Genomic DNA, 20,655 nt, shown 5'->3' with positions numbered 1-20,655 from the left:
GCGCGTCCTCAAGGTTTCTGCGCGGCGTTGGCGTCGTCTTGCAGGATTTTGTCGATGGTCTCGAAGCTGTTGCCCACCAGTGGCTGCACTTCTTTTTGCGCGACGTGGCATTGGTTGCAGAAGTAGCGGCGCGGCGAGACCGCCGCCAACGCCTGGCCGTCGCGGTCCATGTAGTGGGTGATGCTGATCATCGTTGCCTGGGTCCGCGCGCTGTTGGCCCGGCTGTGGCAAGTCAGGCATTTGTTGCCGTTCTTGTCGATCTGATAGCCACGAATGCTGTGGGGAATGGTGGGCGGCTGGTCGGGGTAGTTGCGTTCGCGTTTGAGGTCCTTGTTTTCATCGTTGGCAATCGGCGGCGCGGGCATGCTCTGGGTGAGGGTGCCGCCGGGCCGGCGCCCGTCCGGGCCGGGTGCATCCAGCGGGTAATCCACCTCGGCGGCAATGACAGCGCCCATCACGGCGAGCAAAACCAACGGCAGAATTCGAAAAGTCATGACGGTTCTCCTCAAGCCACGCTGACCAACTCGATGCGAATGGCGCATTTTTTGTAGTCCGTCTGCTTGGAGATCGGGTCGGTTGCGTCGAGCGTGACCTTGTTGATCAGTTTGTTGGCATCGAAAAACGGCACGAACACCAGGCCCCTCGGCGGCTTGTTGCGCCCTCGGGTTTCGATGCGCGCGCGGATTTCCCCGCGCCGGCTGATCAGTTTCACTTCACTGCCGCGCCGCGCCTTCATCGCCCGGGCATCTTCGGGATGCATGTACACCAGCGCATCGGGCACGGCCTTGTACAACTCCTCGACCCGTTGGGTCATGCTGCCCGTGTGCCAATGCTCCAGGACCCGGCCGGTGCTCAGCCAGAACGGGTAGTCGGCATCCGGCGCTTCTGCCGGAGGTTCGTAGGGCAGGGCGAAGATGATCGCTTTCTTGTCCGGGTAACCGTAAAACTGCACGCTGCTGCCCGCTTCCACATAGGGGTCGTAGCCTTCGCGATAACGCCAACGGGTTTCCTTGCCATCGACCACCGGCCAGCGCAGCCCGCGCTCGGAGTGGTAAAGGTCGAAAGGAGCCAGGTCATGACCGTGGCCACGACCGAACTGGGCGTATTCTTCGAACAGCCCTTTTTGCAGATAGAAACCAAACGCCTTGGCTTCGTCATTCTTGTAGTTGGCCTCGATTTGCTCGACCGGAAACTGGTCGACCTGGCCATTTCTGAACAGCACGTCGTACAGGGTTTTACCCTTCAATTCAGGAGACTTGGCCAGCAGGTCGGCGGGCCAGACTTCGTCGGTGGTGAAGCGCTTGGAAAATTCCACGAGTTGCCACAGGTCCGACTTGGCGTCCCCTGGTGCACTCACCAACTGATGCCAGAACTGTGTACGTCGTTCAGCATTGCCGAACGCTCCTTCCTTTTCCACCCACATGGCACTGGGCAGGATCAAGTCGGCGGCCTGGGCGGAAACCGTGGGATAGACGTCCGAGACGATCACGAAATTCTTCGGATTGCGCCAGCCGGGCAGGGTCTCCTGCATGATGTTCGGCCCGGCATGCATGTTATTGCTGGCTTGGGTCCAGTAGACGTTGAGCACGCCGTCCTTGAGCATGCGGCTTTGTTGTACGGCATGAAAACCGACTTTCTCCTGAATGGTCCCTTCGGGCAGCTTCCAGATTTTTTCGGCGGTGGCGCGGTGTTTTGGGTTGGTTACCACGAGGTCGGCGGGCAAGCGATGGGAAAAGGTGCCGACCTCGCGCGCGGTGCCACAGGCCGATGGCTGGCCGGTCAACGAGAAGGGGCTGTTGCCGGGCTCGCTAATTTTGCCGGTCAGCAGGTGAATGTTGTAAATCAGGTTGTTGGCCCACACACCGCGAGTGTGCTGGTTGAAACCCATGGTCCAGAACGACACGACCTTGCGCTTCGGATCGGCATACAGCTCGGCGAGGCTCTTGAGCCGTTCAGCCGGGACACCGGTTTCCTTGGCCGTGCGCTCCAGAGTGTAGGGTTTGACGAACGCAGCGAACTGCTCAAAGGAGATGTCCGTCCAGGTGTTGGCCTTGTCGGCATTCTTCGCCTTTTTTTCCCGAGGGTCGTCCGGCCGCAAGCCGTAGCCGATGTCATCGGCGCCCTGGGCGAACCGCGTGTGCTGGCTGATGAAGTCCTTGTTGACCGCGCCGCTTTCGATGATGTGGTTGGCGATGTAGTTGAGGATCAGCAGGTCGGTTTGTGGCTTGAACACCATGGGAATATCGGCAAGTTCGAAGCTGCGGTGTTCGAAGGTCGACAGCACCACGACTTTTACATGCGGGTAGCTAAGGCGCCGGTCGGTGACCCGGCTCCACAGGATCGGGTGCATTTCGGCCATGTTCGAGCCCCACAGCACAAAGGCGTCGGTGGCTTCGATGTCGTCGTAGCAACCCATCGGCTCATCCATGCCAAACGTGCGCATGAAACCCATCACCGCCGAGGCCATGCAATGGCGGGCATTGGGGTCGATGTTGTTGCTGCGAAACCCGGCCTTCATCAGCTTGTTGGCAGCGTAGCCTTCCCACACCGTCCATTGCCCCGAACCAAACATGCCGATTGACTCGGGGCCTTTGTTCTTCAAGGCTTCCTTGTATTTCGACGCCATGATGTCGAAGGCTTTCTCCCAGCTGATCGGCTGGAACTCGCCCTGTTTGTCGAACTCACCGTTTTTCATCCGCAGCAACGGCTGGGTCAGCCGGTCGACGCCGTACATGATTTTCGACAGGAAATAGCCCTTCACGCAGTTCAGCCCGCGATTGACTTCGGCCTTGACGTCACCATGGGTCGCGACCACTCGGTTATCCCGCGTGGCGACCATCACGCTGCACCCCGTGCCGCAGAAGCGGCAGGGCGCCTTGTTCCAGTCCAGGGTGACCATGTCCGCTTCGGTCACCAGATTGCTGGCCGTGGTGAAGATCGGCAGGCCCGCCGCGGAGGCTGCAATGGCGGCGGCCTGAGCCTTGACGAACGCTCGACGTGACAGGCTCATTGGACGTCTCCGGCAGGATCGAGGACTTCGTGATAGATCAATGCGGCGTTCAGTACGCCCGGCAGATTGTTGATTTGATCGATGCGTTGCAGGATCTGGTTTTCGTGTACGGTTTCAAGTACGACCACCAGTTTGCCGGCAGCACTTTCCTGATGCAGTTCAACACCGTCCAATAGACGCAAGTTGGCTTTAACAGCTTCAAGTAGTTCAGGTCGGGCCAGTACAACCAGGCTTGCGATGTGCAGGATTTCGTCCATGGGCTGACTCCAATAGTCTCCAGCAAAGAGCTATCAGTTGGGCGGCCCCGGTGGGCCGTAGATCATTTGGAGGAACCAGACGATGAAGCCGTAGCCGCCCACGATAACGACCGAGAGCAGCGGAAACAGGCAGACGACAAGAAACAGGAACAACAGGGTTTCCTTGCGCCGCTGTAATTTTTGATCATCAGCCAGTGACATTGAATTCACTCCGCCAAAACTCTAGTGAGACTAGATCATAATTTTTGCGGAGTTCTTGTGACGCGAATCAATGCGATCAGTGGCGAGCCAAGAGGCTTAATTAAAGGGATTTAGCTATAACGCGATAATTGCTTACAGCGAAAAGTCGTTGCAATGCCGTCTATGAAGTTGTTCAAAACAGAAAATGCAATCGACGAGTTAGTTGATCAGTGCGGGACATATAACGGCGGCAGTTACTCTTAACGTTTACTGAAAGCCAACCGAGCCGCAAACAGCACAAAAACCATGCCGGTTATGCGATCCATCCACTTGATCACATTCCCACGCCGCAGAACGCCGGCCAGTGGTTGGGTCGCGCCAATCAGCGTCGACGACCACAGCAAACCAAGCACGACATGAATGCTGACCAAACCGAATGTCCAGACAATGAGGTCCTGCCCTTGGGGAATGAACTGCGGGAGAAAGGACACGTAGAAAACCCCGATCTTGGGATTGAGCACGTTGCCCATCATGCCCCTCAGGAACCAGTTTGCATTCGGCTTTGCGTCTGCTTCAGCGGGCGACAATGAGCGACGTGGGCGCAGCAGCATGTTCAATCCGAGCCAGGCCAGGTAAGCGGCGCCGCAATACTTCAGCAGGCTGTACGCCAGTTCAGACACCGCAATCAGGGCACCCAGGCCAAAGGCGACGGCGGCGCCCCACAACAGGCAGCCGGCGTTGATACCCAGTGCTGCTCGGAACGCCTGCTGTTTACCTTCCACCGTCGCGGTTCGCAGGATCAGGGCGGTGTCGAGGCCGGGCGTGAGCGTCAGCAGGGTGGCGGCGAAAGTGAAGGCGAGGAGATTGTCTGCAATGGACATCGGCATAGGACTTCAAAGTGATGACGCGCGAACGTTAGCACATCGCTGGCGGTTTCAAACCGGGTGCGGGTTACTCAATGCTCATGCGCGTGGTCATGCGAATGGATGGTCAGGGCCCCCGGCACCTTGGTGCGTTCGAGTCCCCCACGGTCCAGCCACCGCAGGGTTTGCTCATAGGCACGCTGCAGCAACGACTCGGTCTGGTCGAAGTTGAACACCGAGACATCCACCGGGCACAAGGGCGGGACGATGTGCAGGCTGGTGAGCGTGCGGAAGTGTTCGATGTCGCTCACCAGCTGGCGCATGCTCATCAGGTTGACGGTGTGCAGGGCCAAGGCGACGAGGCCCCGGGGCGGTTGCTTCAGGTCGCAACTCACCCCGGTGGGGATGACCACGACCTTGGCGGCACCCAAGGCAACGGCCGTCGCAATCGGTGTGTTGCTGGCCACGCCGCCGTCAATCAGGAACTGATCAGCGATTTGCACGCTGGGGAACACCAGCGGGATGGCAGCACTGGCCAGTAACGCTTGGCCAATTTCGCCACTGGACAGCACCGTCTCGGCACCGCTGAGCAGGTTGGTGGTGACGATGTACAGGGGCAAAACTGCGTCCTCAATGCGGTGAATGGGCAGTGCCTGACCCAGCAAACGATTCAAGGCTGCTGGCTGCAACAGATAGCCACGCCGCTTGATCAGCCCTCTACAGGTGTCGAGCCAGGAGAGGGGGAAGATGTCGGTTTTACTCAACCCGCGCCAGAAGCCGGCCAGCGCCTCGACGCCAGCGGCATCGGGCCTGGCGGCAAAATAGGCACCGTTGATAGCGCCGACCGAAGCACCGACCACCAGGTCGAAATGAACACTGGCCTCGACCAAGGCACGCAACATACCCACCTGCACTGCACCCAGACTGCCGCCGCCAGCGAATACGATTGCGGTTTTGCTCGCCATGGCGGAGACCTCTGTGCGCAGATGGTGTGAATGAGTGTAGTTGGCGGGTCAGGGTTGCTCGGGCGCTTCGACGTTCATCTCACTGCTTGGGCGATGGAGATTCCAGTAGACTCGCCACTTTTTCAGGCGAGGAGGGCCCATGCGGGTCACAAGTGAACGTGCCGCGACAGCATGCGGATTGTTGGCGATCCTTTTATGGAGCACGGCCTCAGGCTTGATCAGGAGTGTCAGCGAAATCTTCGGCCCTTTGGGCGGCGCGGCAATGATCTATTCCTTGGGCGCTCTCTTGCTGGTGAGCCTGCTGGGAAAACCGCGCCTGCGCTCGACGCCCAAGCGTTACCTTGTGCTGGGCAGTGCGCTGTTTGTGGCATACGAGGTGTGCCTGTCACTCGCCCTGGGATTTGCGACTACGCGCAATCAGGCGATTGAACTGGTCGTGGTGAATTATCTCTGGCCCTGCCTGACCGTTGTGCTGGCCATCGTCATGAATGGCCAGAAAGCCCGGTGGATTATCATTCCTGGCACGGCGCTCGCGCTGTTCGGCATTTTGTGGGTGGTGAGTGGTGATGGATTGTCATTGCCCGGCATCGTCGCCAATGTGTCATCCAATCCGCTCAGTTATGGCCTGGCGCTGGCCTGCGGGATCACCTTCGCCCTGTATTGCAACGTCACTCGCCGGTACGCGGGCGGGCAGAATCTGGTGGTGCTGTTCTTTGTCCTGACGGCGATCGTCCTTTGGGTGAAATACGCCTTCAGCAGCGAAGTGATCCCTGCGTTCAGCGTGAGTAACAGCCTGGAACTGGCTGCCGCCGCCGTCGGAATGGCGGGGGGCTACGCGCTCTGGAACATAGGCATCCTGCGCGGCAATCTCACCTTGTTGGCGACGGCTTCCTACCTTGCACCGGTGCTGTCGTCGGCGTTTGCTTCAGTCTGGTTGGGCGCCGTGTTGCAGGTGCAGTTTTGGCAGGGGGCCGTGCTGGTAACGGCGGGGTCGCTGATGTGCTGGCAGGCGACACGGCAGCGAACCCAGGTCGGATAACGTTGAGAGAGCAATCATTGCTCGACGGGAACCGACTGCATCATCCGCAGCAGTGGCGCATATTCGGCATGGCTGACCGGGACGATGCCCGATGCCTGTTGAGAGGCTAAAAAGCTGGCCAGTTTCTCTTGATGGTTCAACACGGCCTCACGAATTGTCTTCTTCAGCTTGGGGCACAGCGTTCCGCTAAACACCATTGGGTCATAGTAAATCGGCGCTGAGCGCCACAGCACGTGCAGCGTGTCACGGCCTATCTGGCCGCTGTTCAAGTAGGCATCGGCCTGAACACTCGCCACAAACGCTGCGTCCACTTTTCCATCCAGAACAGCATCCAGCGACTTGGCGTGAGACCCGGAATAGACGACGGAGCCGAAAAACCGGGTGAGCGGCTGCTGAACCAGCGCTGAGAATTCGGCATTAGGCACCACACTGCCGGAAGTGCTGGCCGGGTCGCTCAGTGCGACCTTTTTATTGCGCAGCGCTTCAATGTCCGTGGCAACCTCGCGGCGCGCCACTAGCAGTGCCTGGTAATGGTGGCCCGCGGGGGTGAAGTAACCATGATTGATGGTCAGGCTCGCAAAGGGCTGGATGCGCGGGTCGCGCTGATACGCGAGGAGGTAAGACGCCGGCCCCAACCAGGCGATATCAACCCCACCGGAGACGACGGCATCGACAACGCTTTCATACGAGGAGGACGGCACAATTTCGACGGGCATTCCCAGCTTCGTGCCCAGCAACTCGACCAGGGGCTGAAGGTCACTGAGCAGTTCGTCCATGCTTTTCTTGGGAACCACCGCCATGCGCAGACTTTGCTGAGTGCATTGGGCATTCACGGTGGGCGTCAGCATCAAGGGCGCCAGGACGGCGGCTATCCACATCATCAGGCGCATGTCGGTTCCACCAGATTAATGAAGGGGGCGTATTCGCTGAGTTGTTGCAACGACAGCGGTCGACTGAAGTGATAGCCCTGAGCGATGTCGCAGCCGGCCAGCTTCAGGCAGACGACCTGCTCGCGCGTCTCTACGCCTTCGGCCACGACTTCTAGCCCCAGACGTTTGGCCAGGATGATGGTCGACGTAACAATTGGGCTGTCATCGGGGCTGTTGGACAGCGGGGCAATGAGCGAACGGTCGATCTTCAGTTTTGTCAGCGGCAGCGATTGAAGGTGAGCGAAGCCGGAGTAGCCCTTGCCGAAGTCATCCAGGCTGATGTTCATGCCTGCACGGCGCAAACGGTGCAGGTGCTCGATGGCTTGACCTTCCGGATCCAGCAAAGTGGTTTCGGTTATCTCGAGTTCCAGGAACTGCGGCTCGATGCCATGACGTCTCAACTCATCGAGCACCGTGTCACTGAAATCCGCCTGGCGCAGCTGGATCGCCGACACGTTGATCGCAAGCCGTAGCCATCGTCCCTCTGCCTGCCAGTGCGCCAGGTGTTCACACGCCAGGCGCAGCACTTCCCAGCCGAGCGCAATGATGAAGCCGCTGCGCTCGGCCAACGAGATGAAGCGGTCCGGGTAGAGCAAACCGAACTCGGGATGCTCCCAGCGCACCAGCGCCTCGTAGCCACAGACAAGCATGGATTCCAGACGAATCTGCGGCTGATAGTGAAGGATGAACTGCCGCTCCTTGAGCGCGGCGCTGAACGCCTGCTCCAGAATGAACTCTTCGACATCGGCGATATTCAGTGAGGGATCGAAGAAGCGGTACTGCCCGCGACCAGCACGTTTGGCGGAGTACATCGCGGCATCGGCACTGCGAATCAAGCCATCGATGTCTTGGCCATCCCTGGGGCAAATGCTGACGCCGACACTGGGGCTGGTCACCAGTTCGTGTTCATTCAGCGAGTAAATGGCCGACAGTTTTTGCACCAGCGACCGAACCCAGGCATCGATTTGCTCTTCTGCGCGCTCTCCCGCCAGCAGCACCACAAACTCGTCACCGCCGAAGCGCGCGGCTTCGTCGCCGGGCTCGAGCATTCGCTTGATTCGCCCGGCGACGGCTTGCAACAACAGGTCGCCGACCTTGTGGCCCAGTGAGTCGTTGATCGACTTGAATCGATCCATGTCGATGAACAGAATCGCCACCAACCGGCGCTTGCCACGTTGCAGGGCCAGGGTTCGCGCGGCGACCTCCAGGAATTGCCGGCGGTTGTGAAGGCCGCTCAAATGATCGGTCGCCGCCGCGTGGCTGCTGCGCCGATGCTCCTCTTCAAGTCGACCAATCAGCGTCTGGTTTTCTATCTGCGCTTGTTCCAGCGCCAGGAACGCTTCCTGACGCCTGCTCAACACGCGCAGCGTCCAGAACAGGCCAGCCAGTACGAGCGCGGTCATGCACAGGTTCAACCACAGTTGGCGGCGATAGGTGAGCTGCGAAGATTTGAGGATTTCATCTTCATCCTGGCTGACCACCACGCTGAACCCGCGCTGCGGCACCCGCAGGTACATGCTCTGGTAGGACTCATCACCGGCATGCTGGGTGGTTTTGCCAGTCAGATCACCCGAGTTTGGGATCTCGGGCCTCATGATGGGACCGGAAATGACGACGCCGCTGTTGCTGATGCGCAGGCGTTCCTGGCCATTGTTATCCAGCAGCCGCAGGATGCCGCTTTGACCCAGGTTGATATGTTCGAAGAGTGCTGCCAGGTAGCCAACGTCGAGCTGCACGACGAGGATGCCGTTCATTTTTCCGGTACTTGCATCGAGCAGAGGCAGCAGGAAAGGCAGGCGCCAGTTCGGGATCAGTGATTTGTTTTGCGACGGCGTAATGCCCGGCAGAACAGGTTTGAAGCCGTAAGCGGCGGCATGTTGTTGCAGTTGCTTTAACCAGTCGGCCGACAGCTCTCTGGATTCATCCGAATGACTGGCGGAAATCAGTTGCCCATCGTTGCCATACAAGCTCATTCGTTTGAACACGGGGTCTTCGGCGAGCATTCTCACCAGACCATCCTGGCGTTGCCCCAGCTCTTCAACGTCGCTGCGCGTGACCCTGCCAATCGCCTGCGCGCGATCCACCAACTGGCGCAGGTTTTCTGCAGCGATGGTTGCGAGGTTGAGGTGTTCTGCGGATTTGGCGGCGAGGGCGTCGTGGATGGCGGTCGCTTTCTGCTGGCAGTACAACGTCCAGAGAAAAACGAGTGTCGCTGCGCACAAGGTAATGAGCAGGGATCTGAGAAAGCCGGGCGAGGAAAACGATGGGCGCATCACTGCATGCTGATTCCTGCTCCTGTGTAGTGGCAAACTAATATCTAATTGTGACCGAATGATGACCGCGTGGTCGACCCCCATTTCATCCTTGCTGACGACAGGCCAGGATGAAAAAAGCCCCCACACGACGTGCTGTCGTGCAGGGGCCTGATGTTTAAGCGCGTTGTCGGACGCTTAGAACGGTTTTCTCAGGTTGAACAGCATCGATTGTGCCTTCTGTGCGGCGGAACTCAGGGTGTATTGATACTCCATGTTCAGGCTCAAGGTGGATTCGGTGAGCAGGCCAAGCCCCACGCCGAACACGCCACGATCCTGGCCAAGGGCGTCGAGCTTGACCTGATACAGCGCGCCGTTGCCAGCGACGCCGGCATAGCGCATCGCCGCATCGCCAGCACCCTGGAAGTCGTGCTGGTATTCAACACGCAGGCTGGGCGTGAGGAGGCCGATCCCCGTGGCGCGTGTGTACGAGCTGCGAAGGCCCAGGCTGGTGCTGGTGGTTTTCACTGTCTGCTGGTCGTAACTCAGGGCAAACAGGTCATCCCCACGTTCCCGGTACTTGTCGAGCGTCGCGTGGGAGAGATCAAGACGTGCGTAGGGCGATAGCATCCAGTTTTCCAGGCGGTATTCATAACCGGCGGCCAGGGAGAGGAAGGTCTGGTTGCCGTCGCGATCACCATTCACCATTGCGGCGTTATCGGTGACATAACGGCGGTTATCGAAGGTCAGGCGCTGGTAACCCAGCACACCGTCCAGATAGACGTTCTCGATGGGCTGGTAGCTGCCGTATAGCGCCAGGCTGTAGCTGTCGGCCTGGCTGCGGCTGCCGTTATCGCCGATGTCGGTTTTGTCGTGGCCATAACCAAACCCCAGGCCCACCGTCAGGTTCGGTGCCAGGCGATAATCCGCGCCCACGGACAAGCCCGAGGTGACAAAGTCCTGACCCTGGCCGGATTTGCCGCTGGAGTCGTCACCCATGCTGATCGTGCCGCTGGTCCAGAACGCCAGCGCAGAAGTCGGCTCGTCAGCAGACGGGCTTCCGAGTTCGGGGGCCAGCTCACTGAGCGGGTTTGCGCGCAAGGCTTGTGTCGACTTGCTCGCCGAATTCAATCGCAACGACTGATCGGACTGCAGTTTGGCGCTTTGGATCTGCAACCACTGTTCAATGCCCGTGGGGTCATCGTTCAGGCTTTGGCGTTGACGCTGGCGTTGCAGGCTGGCCGACGTCAGGGTGAAACCATTGCTGAACGAGCTGACATTACCCGAGTGCAGCGCTTCCAGGCGTTGCTGAAAGTTACTGATCTGCCCACTGGCGAAGCGTCGGCTGCTGCTGGCCTGGGCGTTGATCATGCCCTGCACCTCGGCATCCTTGGACGGATCACTGCGCGACGTCAGGCTGATGGTAATCACGCCCGGGCTTGAGGTGCCGGTGGCATTGCTCAGGGTATAGGTCAGCGTGACAATCCCGCCCACATCGGGATTGGGGGCAAAACGCAAGCTGTAGTTATTGCCGAGCGCAGCACCTGCACCCACGGTATTGATCGTAGGGGTGCCGGCGTTGGCCGGGGTCATGGACATCAACCGGGCGCCCGTAAACGGACCACCCGTGGCGTTCCCCGTCAAATTGATCACCACTGGCTGGCCAGGGCCGGCACCGGTGATGGATTGCGACGGCGCCACCGGAATTTCACCGACCACTTTCAGGAGGTAGTTCTGGGTGAGTGTCTCCGGTGTTCCAGGGGTGTTATCGGAGGCGGTGAGGGTGAACGCAAAGTCGCCGCTCTCAGTGGGCTGGCCTGCCAGTGTGGCCGTCGCCGCATTCCAGGTCACCCCGGACGGCAATCGACCGCTCTGGGCAAAGGTGTACGGTGCCAGGCCACCGCTGGCGGTAAACGTCTGCGAGAACGCAGTGCCGAACGTTGCGTTAAACGTCGTTGCTCCAGGGCTCAGGGTTAACGCTGAGGCCGCGTTGACGACGAGCGTGAATGTTGATGTCTGGGTGAAAGGGCCCTGGCCGGTGCTGCTGTCTGTCGCGCTGGCCGTGATGCTGAAACTGCCAGCCTGAGTTGGCGTACCGGAGATGGCGACGCTGTTGGCTGTCGAGGGGGTGAAACTCAGCCCATTGGGCAAACCCGTCACGGTGTAGCTGGAGTAGGGGGCCATACCGCCACCCCAGACCAGGTTCTGGGTATAAGGCTGGCCCTTGGTGGTCGTCCATGAACCGGTCGCCGCGAGGGTCAGCGCCGGTGGCGATACGGTGATGGAAACGGTTGCAGGGCTCGAGGTGGTCCCGTTCTTTGTCGCGGTATAAGTGAACGAATCGGCGCCCGCGAAACCCGCCGTCGGGGTGTAAGTGATGTTAGTGCCAACGGCGGTGGCCGTGCCATGTGCAGGGTTCGAAGCCACGGCCACTGATGTGGGCGACCCGCCTTGCAGGTCCAGCGCAATCGAATTGGCCGAGCTGCTCCAGGCTACGGTCGCCGCGACCGGGCCGACGGCAACATCGGAATAAGTGTACCGATCCGCTGCATTGCTGGCGCTGGTGCCTATGCCCGGCACCGTCACGTATACATCGACAACACCAGTGCCGGCAGGCGCAGAGGCGGTGAGCCGGGTGGTGTTGATGAACGTGACACCTGTGGCGGCAGTTGCGCCAAATGTCACCGTCGAGGACGGGGTAAAACCGCTGCCGTTGATGGTCACGCTGGTGCCGCCAGCGATTGGACCTGAAGCCGGTGAAAGACCGGTCACGGTCGGGGCATTCGAGTAGGTAAATTGATCCGCCGAACCGGTGGTGCTGGTGCCGGAAAACGTTGTCACCACCACATCGACGATGCCGGCGCTGCCGGTAGGCGAGCTGGCAGTGATCTGGGTGTCGCTGTTCACCGTAAAGGCGGAGGCATTTACAGAGCCGAACGTTAGCCTCGTGGCCCCGGTAAAACCGCTCCCGGTGATCGTCACAATGGTGCCGCCCGTTGTCGGCCCGCTATTGGGCGACACGGCAGTGATCGTCGGTGCAGCCCCCACTGGCGTAACCGCGGAAGAAGCCGCCGACGGACTGCTTGAACCAATCGCGTTGGTGGCCACGACCTTGAAGGTGTAGGCAGTGCCATTGGTCAGGCCGGTCAAGGTGATCGGGCTATTGCTGGCCATGCCAGTGACATTTCCAGGGGTGGACGTGACGGTATAGAGGGTAATCGTGCTGCCCCCGTCGTTGGTCGGCGGGGTGAAGTACACCGTCGCCTCGCGATTGCCGGCAACGACTGCGCTAATTGTGGGGGCGAGGGGAGCAACTGGCATAACGGTGATTGTGATGGTGCCCGGGCTGGAAGTACCCCCAGTGTTGGTCGCGTTGTAGGTAAAACTGTCCGGGCCGGCGAAACCGGCGGTCGGCGTGTAACTAATGGTGGTGCCGCTGGCCGTGACGGTGCCATGGCTGGCAGCGGTCGCCACCGCAACGCTCGAAGCGACGCCACCGCTCAGGTTCAGGGTAATCGGGTTGGTGGTGCTATTGGCTGCAACCGTTACATTGGCTGCCCCTGCAACGGGTGGCTGGAGAGCAGCGGTGATTTTCAGGTTGAAGCTCTTTGACTGGGCATACGGGCCGAGACCGCCAGTGGTATCCGTGAATTTAACGACAAACGTGTAGTCGCCGGCGACGCTTGGCGTTCCAGACATCAATCCGCTGGATGACAGCGTAGTCCCCGGCGGAAGGCTGCCGGATTCGACCACAAACGTGTACGGCGCCGTGCCACCAGTGATTGCGAAGGCGTGGGTGTACGCCTGCGAGACAGCACCATCGGGCAGCGTTTGACCATCCGTCAAGGCAAGCGAGGGGTGGCTGATCGTGGTGGAATATGTCTTGGTGGTGCTAAAGGGTGTTGGCGAGGTCGAGTCGGTCGCGGTGACCCCGAAACTGAAGGAACCGGTTTCCGTCGGGGTACCGGAAATGATCCCGTTCGCAGCCAACGTCAGGCCCGCCGGCAATACATCGCTGGTCGTATAGGTGTAGGGAGCAACACCTCCCGACGAAGTCAGACTCGTGCTGAACGTTGAACCGATCACCGGCGTGGGTAAGCTGGCCGGCGACACGGTAATGGGCGAGGCTGCGCCCGTGATGGTGACCGAGAAGCGGATGTCGTTGGAGTCTTCATCCTGCAAGGTAAAAAAGTCGCTGGTGGCCCCGTCGTTATTGTTTGTGTAAGTCGCGATGCCATCGCCGTTGTTGAGCAGCCCACTGATCGTGCCGTGCTGGGCGGTGGCTCCGTTATCGGTCAGACCAAAAATGCTGCAGGCTGAAAGGTCGATGGTATACGTGCTGCCCCGGGCGACGGTGATGGCTCTGTCGGCCGGCGCACATTTCACGCTATCGACGGCCAGCGCCGGGCGTGCACCCAGCGCGAGCATCAGCAGGCATAACCCGCCCAACAGCAGTGAAATGCCGTGGCGCATTTTTGCGGAGCCGACTCGGCGCTGCCGGGATGTCATTGAAAAAGCGGTCGGTAACGACCACGCAAAATCGTCAGCTATCGCGCTGTCAGAACGCAACATACGTACTCCAATACAGATTTTTTTGTTGTTAAAGAAGGATGGAACGGAGTGGGAGTAAGGTGCGTTTCAGCCTGGGGCCGGCAGAGGGGGGCGGTAGGCAAAGGTGGGCACAATCACCCTTTCGCAAGCGTGGTTCGATCCTTGAAGCATTGCATTTCCCATCCTTGGTAAGTTCATGCGCGACGCGGCGTGTGCCCGTCCAAATGATCGCCCACTCGCGGAGTCAGCCTCATTCAGTGCTGGCTTTTTGCGACTGTTTAGCGCGAAAGCGCCCGATTGTGGGGGTGTAAGAAGCGTTTGTCAGCAAGTGGATCCAATTTATTGAGATTTTTTTGAACCACTGCTGGTTTTTTCAGTCCCGCGGATCTCAGGTTCTCCTGAACTACTCCAACACGGGCACAGGCTCTTCATTCGTCTGAAGTTTCGGCGGCCTCATGATCAGCAGCAGCGGCATGACCGCCAGGGACAACAGCATCAGCAGCTTGAAGTCATCGAGGTAGGCGATCCAGCTCGCTTGCACCGTGACCATGGCGTCGAGCGTCGCGCGACCGGACGCAGCCATCGGGTCCAGAAAGCTCTTGATCGGCCAGGCCTCGAAAGCCCGGTTGAAGGGCGTGATGTAGGCACCAATTTGTTCATGGTTGGCCTGGATGTTCTGGGTCAACAGCACCGTCACAATGGAAATTCCGACGCTGGAGCCGACATTGCGCGCGAGGCTGTAGAGCCCGGTGCCTTCTGCGCGCAAGGAGGGGGGCAAGGTTGCGAAGGCCACGGTGGTCAAAGGCACAAACAGCAGGCCCAGGCTCGTGCCTTGAATGAAACCGACGTAGATGATGGTTTGCATCGACACCTGGGGCGTCCAACCGGTCATCAACCCCATCGACAGCGCCGACAATCCCAGGCCGGTGAGCAGCAACAGACGAGTATCGATTTTGCCCAGCAATCGACCGGCAAGGAACATGGTCAACATCGTCCCCAGCCCGCGGGGGCCCATCACCATGCCGGCGGTCAACACCGGATAGCCCATCAGGGTTTGCAGGTAAGGCGTCATCAATGCCAGCGAGGCCAGGTAGGTAATGCCGACGATGAAAATGAAGATCACGCTGATCGAAAAATTACGATCCTTGAACAGCAGGGGGTTAATGAAGGGGGAGTCGGTAGTAAAGGTATGGACCACAAATACATACAGGGCGGCGGCTGCGACGATGGCTTCGATCAGGATTTCACCGGAGGCGAACCAGCCCAGTTGTTCACCTCGGTCCAGGAACAGTTGCAGCGCCATGATGGCGACGGTCAGCGAACCGAATCCCAGCCAGTCAAGGCGTGACGACGTGTCGGTGGTGGTTTCGCTGACGTAGTAGACGATCCCGGCCAACGCCAACAGGCCGATGGGCAGATTAATGAAGAACACCCACCGCCAGCTGAAGTTATCGGTCAGCCAGCCGCCGAGCATCGGACCCAATACCGGGCCGACCATGACCGACACCCCGAACAGCGCCATGGCTGAGCCGCGCTCCTTGAGGCTGTAGATATCCAGCAAAATGCCTTGGGACAAAGGCACCAGGGCGGCGCCCGCCAAACCCTGGAGCAGGCGGGCCAGGATGATTTCTTCCAGCGACTGCGCCAGGCCGCACAGCATCGACGACACGACAAAGCCGATGATGGCCCAGATCAGCACGCGTTTGCGCCCGAAGCGCTTGGCGAGAAACGCCGAGGGCGGCGTCATGATTGCAGCGGCGACAATGTAGGAGGTCAGCACCCAGTTGATCTGGTCCGAACTGGCGGAGATGCTGCCTTGCATGTACGGCAGGGCGACGTTGGCGATGGTGGTGTCCAGCGCTTGCATGATCACCGCCAGCACGACGCAGGCGGTGATCATTCCGCGATGGGCCACCGCCACGTTACTCATGGGCTGTGGACTTGCCGGCCAGCAGCCCCGAGAACGGAAGACCGCGGGCCGAGCCGGTATCGATCTGCGCCTGGACGCTCATGCCGGTGCGCAGCGGCGGTTTCTGATCGGCATCGTCGATGCTGATCCGCACGGGAATCCGTTGCACGACCTTGACCCAGTTGCCCGTGGTGTTTTGTGCGGGCAACAACGAGAAGCTGGAGCCCGACGCCGGGCTGATGCTCTCGACGGTGCCGTGCCATTCGACGCCTGGGTAACTGTCGACACTGATCTTCACCGGCTGACCGGGTTGCAGGTGGGTCAGTTCGGTTTCCTTGGGCGAGGCAGCGACCCACAGATGATCGGCCGACACCAGGCTGATGCCCGATTGTGGTGGTTGCAGGTAAGAGCCGACTTGCAGCGAATCAACGTTGGTCACCACTCCATCAAACGACGCCCTGACCACCGAGTTATTGAGGTTGCGCTGTGCTTCGTCGACGGCGGCCTGTGCCTGTAGAAACGAGGACTGTTTTTCGACCGGGGTGTCGATGTTCCCGCCCAACTGCGCCAGCACCATTTGCGCGGAGGCCTTGGCCACGGCGATTTTTTGCCGGGTGCTGTCCAGGGCGTGCTTGGCGTCGTCGAAATTGGTTTTCGACACCGCCGAAACGCTGAGCAGCGTTTGCTGACGCTGGAAGCTGGTCTGGTAATACGCGAGGTCGATTTGCGCCTGATCGATCTCTGCAAGTGCCTGGTTGTAATTGGCCTTGAGGTTGAGGATCTGATTACGCACGTTACCGAGCTGCGCCTGGGCGCTGGCCAATGCAATCTGAAAAGGCTCGGGCTTCAGCGTGAACAGTACCTGGCCTTTGACGACTCGCTGGTTGTCTTTGACATCGACTGAAGCGACCAGGCCCGACACATCCGTCGAGACACCGACGTGATCCGCTTGTATGTAGGCATTGTCGGTGGAAATGATCTGCCCGCCAGTGACATATATATAGCCGCCGAGCAGCAGCGCGATGGGGAGCAATGCAAACAGGGCCACCCGCAGCCGTTGTCGCGTCGGGCGGGCAGGGGGCGCAGGACTTTGCCCTTTCCCGTTCTGCCCGTGATCGGGTTGGCGAGCCTCGGCCTCCAGCCGTGGCGCTGCCGGTTTCATGGGGTGCTCGACAGGAGACTTGAGACGTTGATCAGTCATGACGACGCGACTCCTCGTCGATGGGAAGGTTGCAAGCCTCGATCAGGTTGGACCGCATGCGCCTCATCATCTGCAGGAGCAGTTCTCGCTCTTCTTCAGAGAATCCTTCTGTGGCTTCCAGTCGGGTGGCTTTGCCCATCTCACGCATGAGCTCCAACAGCGGATGGGCCTGTTCCGTCAGAAAAAGCAGCGACAGGCGCCGATCCGTGGGGTGACGCCGCCGCTCCACCAAACCACGCTCGGCCATCTTGTCGAGCAGGCGCACCAGGGTGATCGACTCCAGCTCCAGCAAATCCGCGAGCCCTTTTTGATGGATGCCTTCATGCTTCGACAACATGGCCACAACCTGCCATTGCGAACGAGTCAGCCCCAGATGCCGCGCCCGTTGCTCGAATCGTTTGCGCATCAGCCGGGCGCTGTCGTGCAGGGCAAAACCCAATGTCAAAGTGTCAGTCATGTCGAGGCCGATCGCGGTAAAGTTAGCTCATCATAGTTTAGCTTGTGATTAGCAGGCTATCTAAATATGCAGGAATTTCAGCGCACTCGGAAACTGGGTTAGAGTGTTAAAAACATCCATCAATCGTTAAGTGAAGAATGAATCGTCCGCTGTTTATTTCTCTGGATGGGCCCAAGGGGACCGGCAAAACCACACTGTTGGAGGCCGTTACGAGAGCACTGCGGGCGGACAACAAAAAGGTGATCCGCCTTTGCGAGAAAAAAAGCGATCCGTATCGGGGTGAAACCATGGCCTTGGTTAACCAACTCGTCAGACACCCAGACCGGGATCTGGAACGGCGGGTTTGTGAGCGCTTTGCTGATAGCCGCACCTGGATCTCCCGGCACGTGCTGCCTAAACAGCCACCCGGCAGCATCGTCTTGATTGATCGCTGGTACCCGTCCGATGCCGCGTTTCGCCGCACGGTCCCGTTTGCAGAGATTCTGCAGCTGAACATCGATCGTGACGTGCAAGTGCCAGACCTGCATGTCGGGGTTGTCACCGATCCGGATATTTCATGGGCGAGAGCGGCGGCACGAACGCGTGGGCTAAGCAGCACGGTGATGCATAAGCTGGAAGAACATGTCGCGAGTACCCTGGCGTTCGAGCGGGCGAGCGCAGAGCAGGGTTGGGTTTTGTGCCGTAATGAAGGCACGATCGAAGACGCCACGATGCAGGTGGTTGCTGAAATTTATAGAGTCCTTGGATGCCGCGCAGATCAAGTTCGCTGCGGTTAGATCTGCCAACAGCGCAGTGCCTCACCTTCGCAAAACCCTCAAGGCAACCGTTCGATGGCAGAATCTCCTCAACTGGATTGTTTTGGAGAACACCATGCTTCGTGCGTTTGAACGAAGACTCGACCCCTTTCCGCCTGACGAGGTACCACCGCCGCCCAACGGCCTGGTCCGCTTTCTGTGGGCCTGTACGCGGGGTGCCCGCGGCTACATCCTCGCGCTCGCATTGGTCAGTGCCAGTGTGTCGATTTACGAAGCCTGGCTGTTTTCCTTCCTCGGGCAGGTCGTGGACCTGCTGTCGACCTGGCAGGCAGGCGGTGAAGCGGCGGCGCAGGAAAGTCGTGTGTTGTGGGGCATGGGCATCGTCATGGTGGCCAGTGTCGGGCTGGTGGCGTTGCGCACCATGGTGCAGCACCAGATATTGGCGATTAACTTGCCGTTGCGGCTGCGCTGGGACTTCCATCGTTTGATGCTGCGGCAAAGCCTTTCGTTTTTTTCCGATGAGTTTTCCGGCCGGGTCACGACCAAGGTGATGCAGACGGCACTGGCCGTGCGGGACATGCTGTTCACCCTGATCGAGATCGCTCCGGGAATCGGGGTGTACTTCATCGCGATCATTGCACTGGCCGGCGGCTTCGCGCTGAAACTGATGCTGCCGTTCATTGCCTGGGTCGCGTTGTTCGGGCTGGCCATGTGGTATTTCGTGCCCCGCTTGGGGGAAGTCGGGCAGGAGCAGGCCAATGCGCGGTCGATGATGACCGGGCGTATCTCCGATGCCTACACCAACATCACAACGGTGAAGCTGTTCTCCCATTCCAACCGTGAAGCGCACTTCGCGCGTGCGGCGATGGAAGATTTCAAGCAAACCGGCTTTCGGCAGATGCGTCTGGTCAGCCAGTTCGAGATCGTCAACCAGGCACTGGTGGTGGCGTTGATCATGGCGGCGGGCGGTTATGCGCTGTGGCTATGGCACCAGGGTGAGGTCGGCGCGGGTGCTGTGGCGGCCATCACCGCCATGGCGTTGCGCATTAACGGTATGTCGCACTGGATCATGTGGCAAATGACCTCGCTGTTCGAGAGCATCGGCACCGTGCAGGATGGCATGGCCACCTTTACCCGTGGCCCGAAGGTGCAGGATGCGCCGGGCGCGGGCGCGCTCGTGACCTCCGGCGGCGCGGTCACCTTTGATAAGGTGCGGTTCAACTACGGTGGCGAACGCCAGGTGCTTGATGGCCTGAGCCTGAGTATCCGCCCGGGCGAAAAGATCGGCCTGGTCGGCCGCTCTGGCGCTGGCAAGTCCACGTTGATCAATTTGTTGCTGCGCTTTTATGACGTCGACAGCGGGGAGATTCGCATCGACGGCCAAAACATTGCACACGTGACGCAAGACAGTCTGCGCGGCGCCATCGGCATGGTCACGCAGGATACGTCCCTGCTGCATCGCTCGATTCGCGACAACATTGCCTACGGCCGTCCCGATGCGACTGACGCGCAAGTCCGCAGCGCCGCGGCCAATGCCCAGGCCGACGGGTTCATTAGCCAGCTCAGCGACCGACAAGGCCATACCGGTTACGACACCCTGGTGGGTGAGCGCGGGATCAAACTGTCGGGCGGCCAGCGCCAGCGCGTCGCAATTGCCCGGGTCATGCTCAAGAACGCGCCGATCCTGTTGCTTGACGAAGCCACCAGCGCGCTGGACTCGGAAGTCGAAGTGGCCATTCAGGAAAGCCTTGATGAAATGATGCAGGGCAAGACAGTGATCGCCATCGCCCATCGGCTGTCCACGATTGCAGCCATGGACCGGCTGATCGTTATGGATGATGGGCGCATCATCGAACAGGGCACTCACTCCGAATTGCTCGCGAAGAACGGCGTCTATGCGCGGTTGTGGCAGCATCAAAGCGGTGGTTTTCTGGGTGAGGACCAGGGCGTGGTCGAAACTATGGATCAGGTATGAGTGTGAAGTGGGTGGGAGGAGAAAGAATTTCGTAGAGGGGGTTGACCGAGTATTTTAATGCTGTAGTATTCGCCTCCCGCTAACGAGCATATTGATGTTTGTTCGGGCTTAAGTAGTTGATTTTATTAGTAAAATCAAAAATATTTAAGGTTGCAATTTGAGAATGTGCGTTGTAGAATGCGCCGCTCGGTTGAGACGAAAGATCTTAACCAACCGCTCTTTAACAACTGAATCAAGCAATTCGTGTGGGTGCTTGTGGAGTCAGACTGATAGTCAACAAGATTATCAGCATCACAAGTTACTCCGCGAGAA

At 59.4% G+C, this 20,655-nt stretch carries 15 protein-coding genes; 3 read left to right on the top strand and 12 right to left on the bottom strand.

All coding sequences use genetic code 11. The annotated features are described in order from the left end of the window. Positions 1-8: 8 nt before the first annotated feature. The 6 genes from EJA72_RS01790 to EJA72_RS01765 all read right to left on the bottom strand — a co-directional run bounded on the left by EJA72_RS01790 (position 9) and on the right by EJA72_RS01765 (position 5,275). Positions 9-494, bottom strand: a complete 486-nt coding sequence (locus EJA72_RS01790) for a nitrate reductase cytochrome c-type subunit (RefSeq protein ID WP_157709827.1) — start codon at positions 492-494, stop codon at positions 9-11. An 11-nt stretch (positions 495-505) separates the two neighbouring features. After that, a complete protein-coding gene (gene napA / locus EJA72_RS01785; RefSeq protein ID WP_157709826.1) occupies positions 506-3,010 on the bottom strand; it encodes a nitrate reductase catalytic subunit NapA in 2,505 nt (834 codons plus the stop codon). Next, on the bottom strand, positions 3,007-3,267 hold the full coding sequence (locus EJA72_RS01780; protein WP_157709825.1) for a chaperone NapD: 261 nt from the start codon (positions 3,265-3,267) through the stop codon (positions 3,007-3,009). The genes napA and EJA72_RS01780 overlap by 4 nt, the downstream gene beginning before the upstream one ends. Before the next feature lie 33 nt (positions 3,268-3,300). Beyond that, positions 3,301-3,468 (bottom strand): periplasmic nitrate reductase, NapE protein, encoded by a 168-nt coding sequence (napE, locus tag EJA72_RS01775; protein ID WP_157709824.1) that lies wholly within the window; start codon positions 3,466-3,468, stop codon positions 3,301-3,303. Between the two features lie 239 nt (positions 3,469-3,707). After that, positions 3,708-4,328, bottom strand: a complete 621-nt coding sequence (locus EJA72_RS01770) for a LysE family translocator (protein WP_157709866.1) — start codon at positions 4,326-4,328, stop codon at positions 3,708-3,710. Between the two features lie 74 nt (positions 4,329-4,402). After that, the gene (locus tag EJA72_RS01765; RefSeq protein WP_157709823.1) at positions 4,403-5,275 is read right to left on the bottom strand and encodes a patatin-like phospholipase family protein; all 873 of its coding nucleotides are present in this window, start codon (positions 5,273-5,275) and stop codon (positions 4,403-4,405) included. 139 nt (positions 5,276-5,414) lie between these two features. On the opposite strand from EJA72_RS01765, the gene yddG reads away from it, so the two are divergent. Next, positions 5,415-6,314 (top strand): aromatic amino acid DMT transporter YddG, encoded by a 900-nt coding sequence (gene yddG / locus EJA72_RS01760; protein ID WP_157709822.1) that lies wholly within the window; start codon positions 5,415-5,417, stop codon positions 6,312-6,314. A 14-nt stretch (positions 6,315-6,328) separates the two neighbouring features. On the opposite strand, the gene EJA72_RS01755 is transcribed toward yddG, so the two are convergent. The 6 genes from EJA72_RS01755 to EJA72_RS01730 all read right to left on the bottom strand — a co-directional run bounded on the left by EJA72_RS01755 (position 6,329) and on the right by EJA72_RS01730 (position 17,601). Then, entirely contained in the window at positions 6,329-7,204 is an 876-nt protein-coding gene (locus tag EJA72_RS01755; protein ID WP_157709821.1) for a phosphate/phosphite/phosphonate ABC transporter substrate-binding protein, read from the bottom strand. After that, positions 7,195-9,519, bottom strand: coding sequence for an EAL domain-containing protein (locus EJA72_RS01750; protein ID WP_178128967.1), 2,325 nt, complete (start codon positions 9,517-9,519; stop codon positions 7,195-7,197). Before EJA72_RS01750 ends, EJA72_RS01755 begins: the two co-directional genes overlap by 10 nt. A gap of 174 nt (positions 9,520-9,693) precedes the next feature. Further along, positions 9,694-13,968 carry an autotransporter domain-containing protein gene (locus EJA72_RS01745; RefSeq protein WP_178128966.1) on the bottom strand — a complete coding sequence of 1,425 codons (4,275 nt, stop codon included), beginning with the start codon at positions 13,966-13,968 and terminating at the stop codon, positions 9,694-9,696. A 481-nt stretch (positions 13,969-14,449) separates the two neighbouring features. Further along, a complete protein-coding gene (locus EJA72_RS01740) occupies positions 14,450-15,976 on the bottom strand; it encodes a DHA2 family efflux MFS transporter permease subunit (RefSeq protein WP_157709818.1) in 1,527 nt (508 codons plus the stop codon). Beyond that, entirely contained in the window at positions 15,969-17,156 is a 1,188-nt protein-coding gene (locus EJA72_RS01735; protein WP_157709817.1) for an HlyD family secretion protein, read from the bottom strand. The genes EJA72_RS01740 and EJA72_RS01735 overlap by 8 nt, the downstream gene beginning before the upstream one ends. Then, complete coding sequence (locus tag EJA72_RS01730; RefSeq protein ID WP_256679613.1) at positions 17,149-17,601, bottom strand: MarR family winged helix-turn-helix transcriptional regulator; 453 nt, start codon at positions 17,599-17,601, stop codon at positions 17,149-17,151. Before EJA72_RS01730 ends, EJA72_RS01735 begins: the two co-directional genes overlap by 8 nt. A gap of 149 nt (positions 17,602-17,750) precedes the next feature. Here EJA72_RS01730 and EJA72_RS01725 point away from each other — a divergent pair, with 149 nt between their 5' ends. Continuing rightward, positions 17,751-18,389 (top strand): dTMP kinase, encoded by a 639-nt coding sequence (locus EJA72_RS01725; protein ID WP_157709815.1) that lies wholly within the window; start codon positions 17,751-17,753, stop codon positions 18,387-18,389. 94 nt (positions 18,390-18,483) lie between these two features. Further along, the gene (locus EJA72_RS01720) at positions 18,484-20,343 is read left to right on the top strand and encodes an ABC transporter ATP-binding protein (protein WP_157709814.1); all 1,860 of its coding nucleotides are present in this window, start codon (positions 18,484-18,486) and stop codon (positions 20,341-20,343) included. Positions 20,344-20,655 lie beyond the last annotated feature (312 nt).

This window comes from Pseudomonas sp. PB120 (genome assembly GCF_009761815.1).
GTDB lineage: Bacteria > Pseudomonadota > Gammaproteobacteria > Pseudomonadales > Pseudomonadaceae > Aquipseudomonas.
Note: the sequence above shows the minus strand (reverse complement) of the source record. Positions and strands in the feature narration are given on the sequence as shown.

Coding starts and splice junctions, on each gene's coding strand:
- EJA72_RS01790 (WP_157709827.1), bottom strand. CDS start 494: ATGACTTTTCGAATTCTGCCGTTGGTTTTGCTCGCCGTGATGGGCGCT.
- napA (WP_157709826.1), bottom strand. CDS start 3,010: ATGAGCCTGTCACGTCGAGCGTTCGTCAAGGCTCAGGCCGCCGCCATT.
- EJA72_RS01780 (WP_157709825.1), bottom strand. CDS start 3,267: ATGGACGAAATCCTGCACATCGCAAGCCTGGTTGTACTGGCCCGACCT.
- napE (WP_157709824.1), bottom strand. CDS start 3,468: ATGTCACTGGCTGATGATCAAAAATTACAGCGGCGCAAGGAAACCCTG.
- EJA72_RS01770 (WP_157709866.1), bottom strand. CDS start 4,328: ATGTCCATTGCAGACAATCTCCTCGCCTTCACTTTCGCCGCCACCCTG.
- EJA72_RS01765 (WP_157709823.1), bottom strand. CDS start 5,275: ATGGCGAGCAAAACCGCAATCGTATTCGCTGGCGGCGGCAGTCTGGGT.
- yddG (WP_157709822.1), top strand. CDS start 5,415: ATGCGGGTCACAAGTGAACGTGCCGCGACAGCATGCGGATTGTTGGCG.
- EJA72_RS01755 (WP_157709821.1), bottom strand. CDS start 7,204: ATGCGCCTGATGATGTGGATAGCCGCCGTCCTGGCGCCCTTGATGCTG.
- EJA72_RS01745 (WP_178128966.1), bottom strand. CDS start 13,968: ATGCGCCACGGCATTTCACTGCTGTTGGGCGGGTTATGCCTGCTGATG.
- EJA72_RS01740 (WP_157709818.1), bottom strand. CDS start 15,976: ATGAGTAACGTGGCGGTGGCCCATCGCGGAATGATCACCGCCTGCGTC.
- EJA72_RS01735 (WP_157709817.1), bottom strand. CDS start 17,156: ATGACTGATCAACGTCTCAAGTCTCCTGTCGAGCACCCCATGAAACCG.
- EJA72_RS01725 (WP_157709815.1), top strand. CDS start 17,751: ATGAATCGTCCGCTGTTTATTTCTCTGGATGGGCCCAAGGGGACCGGC.
- EJA72_RS01720 (WP_157709814.1), top strand. CDS start 18,484: ATGCTTCGTGCGTTTGAACGAAGACTCGACCCCTTTCCGCCTGACGAG.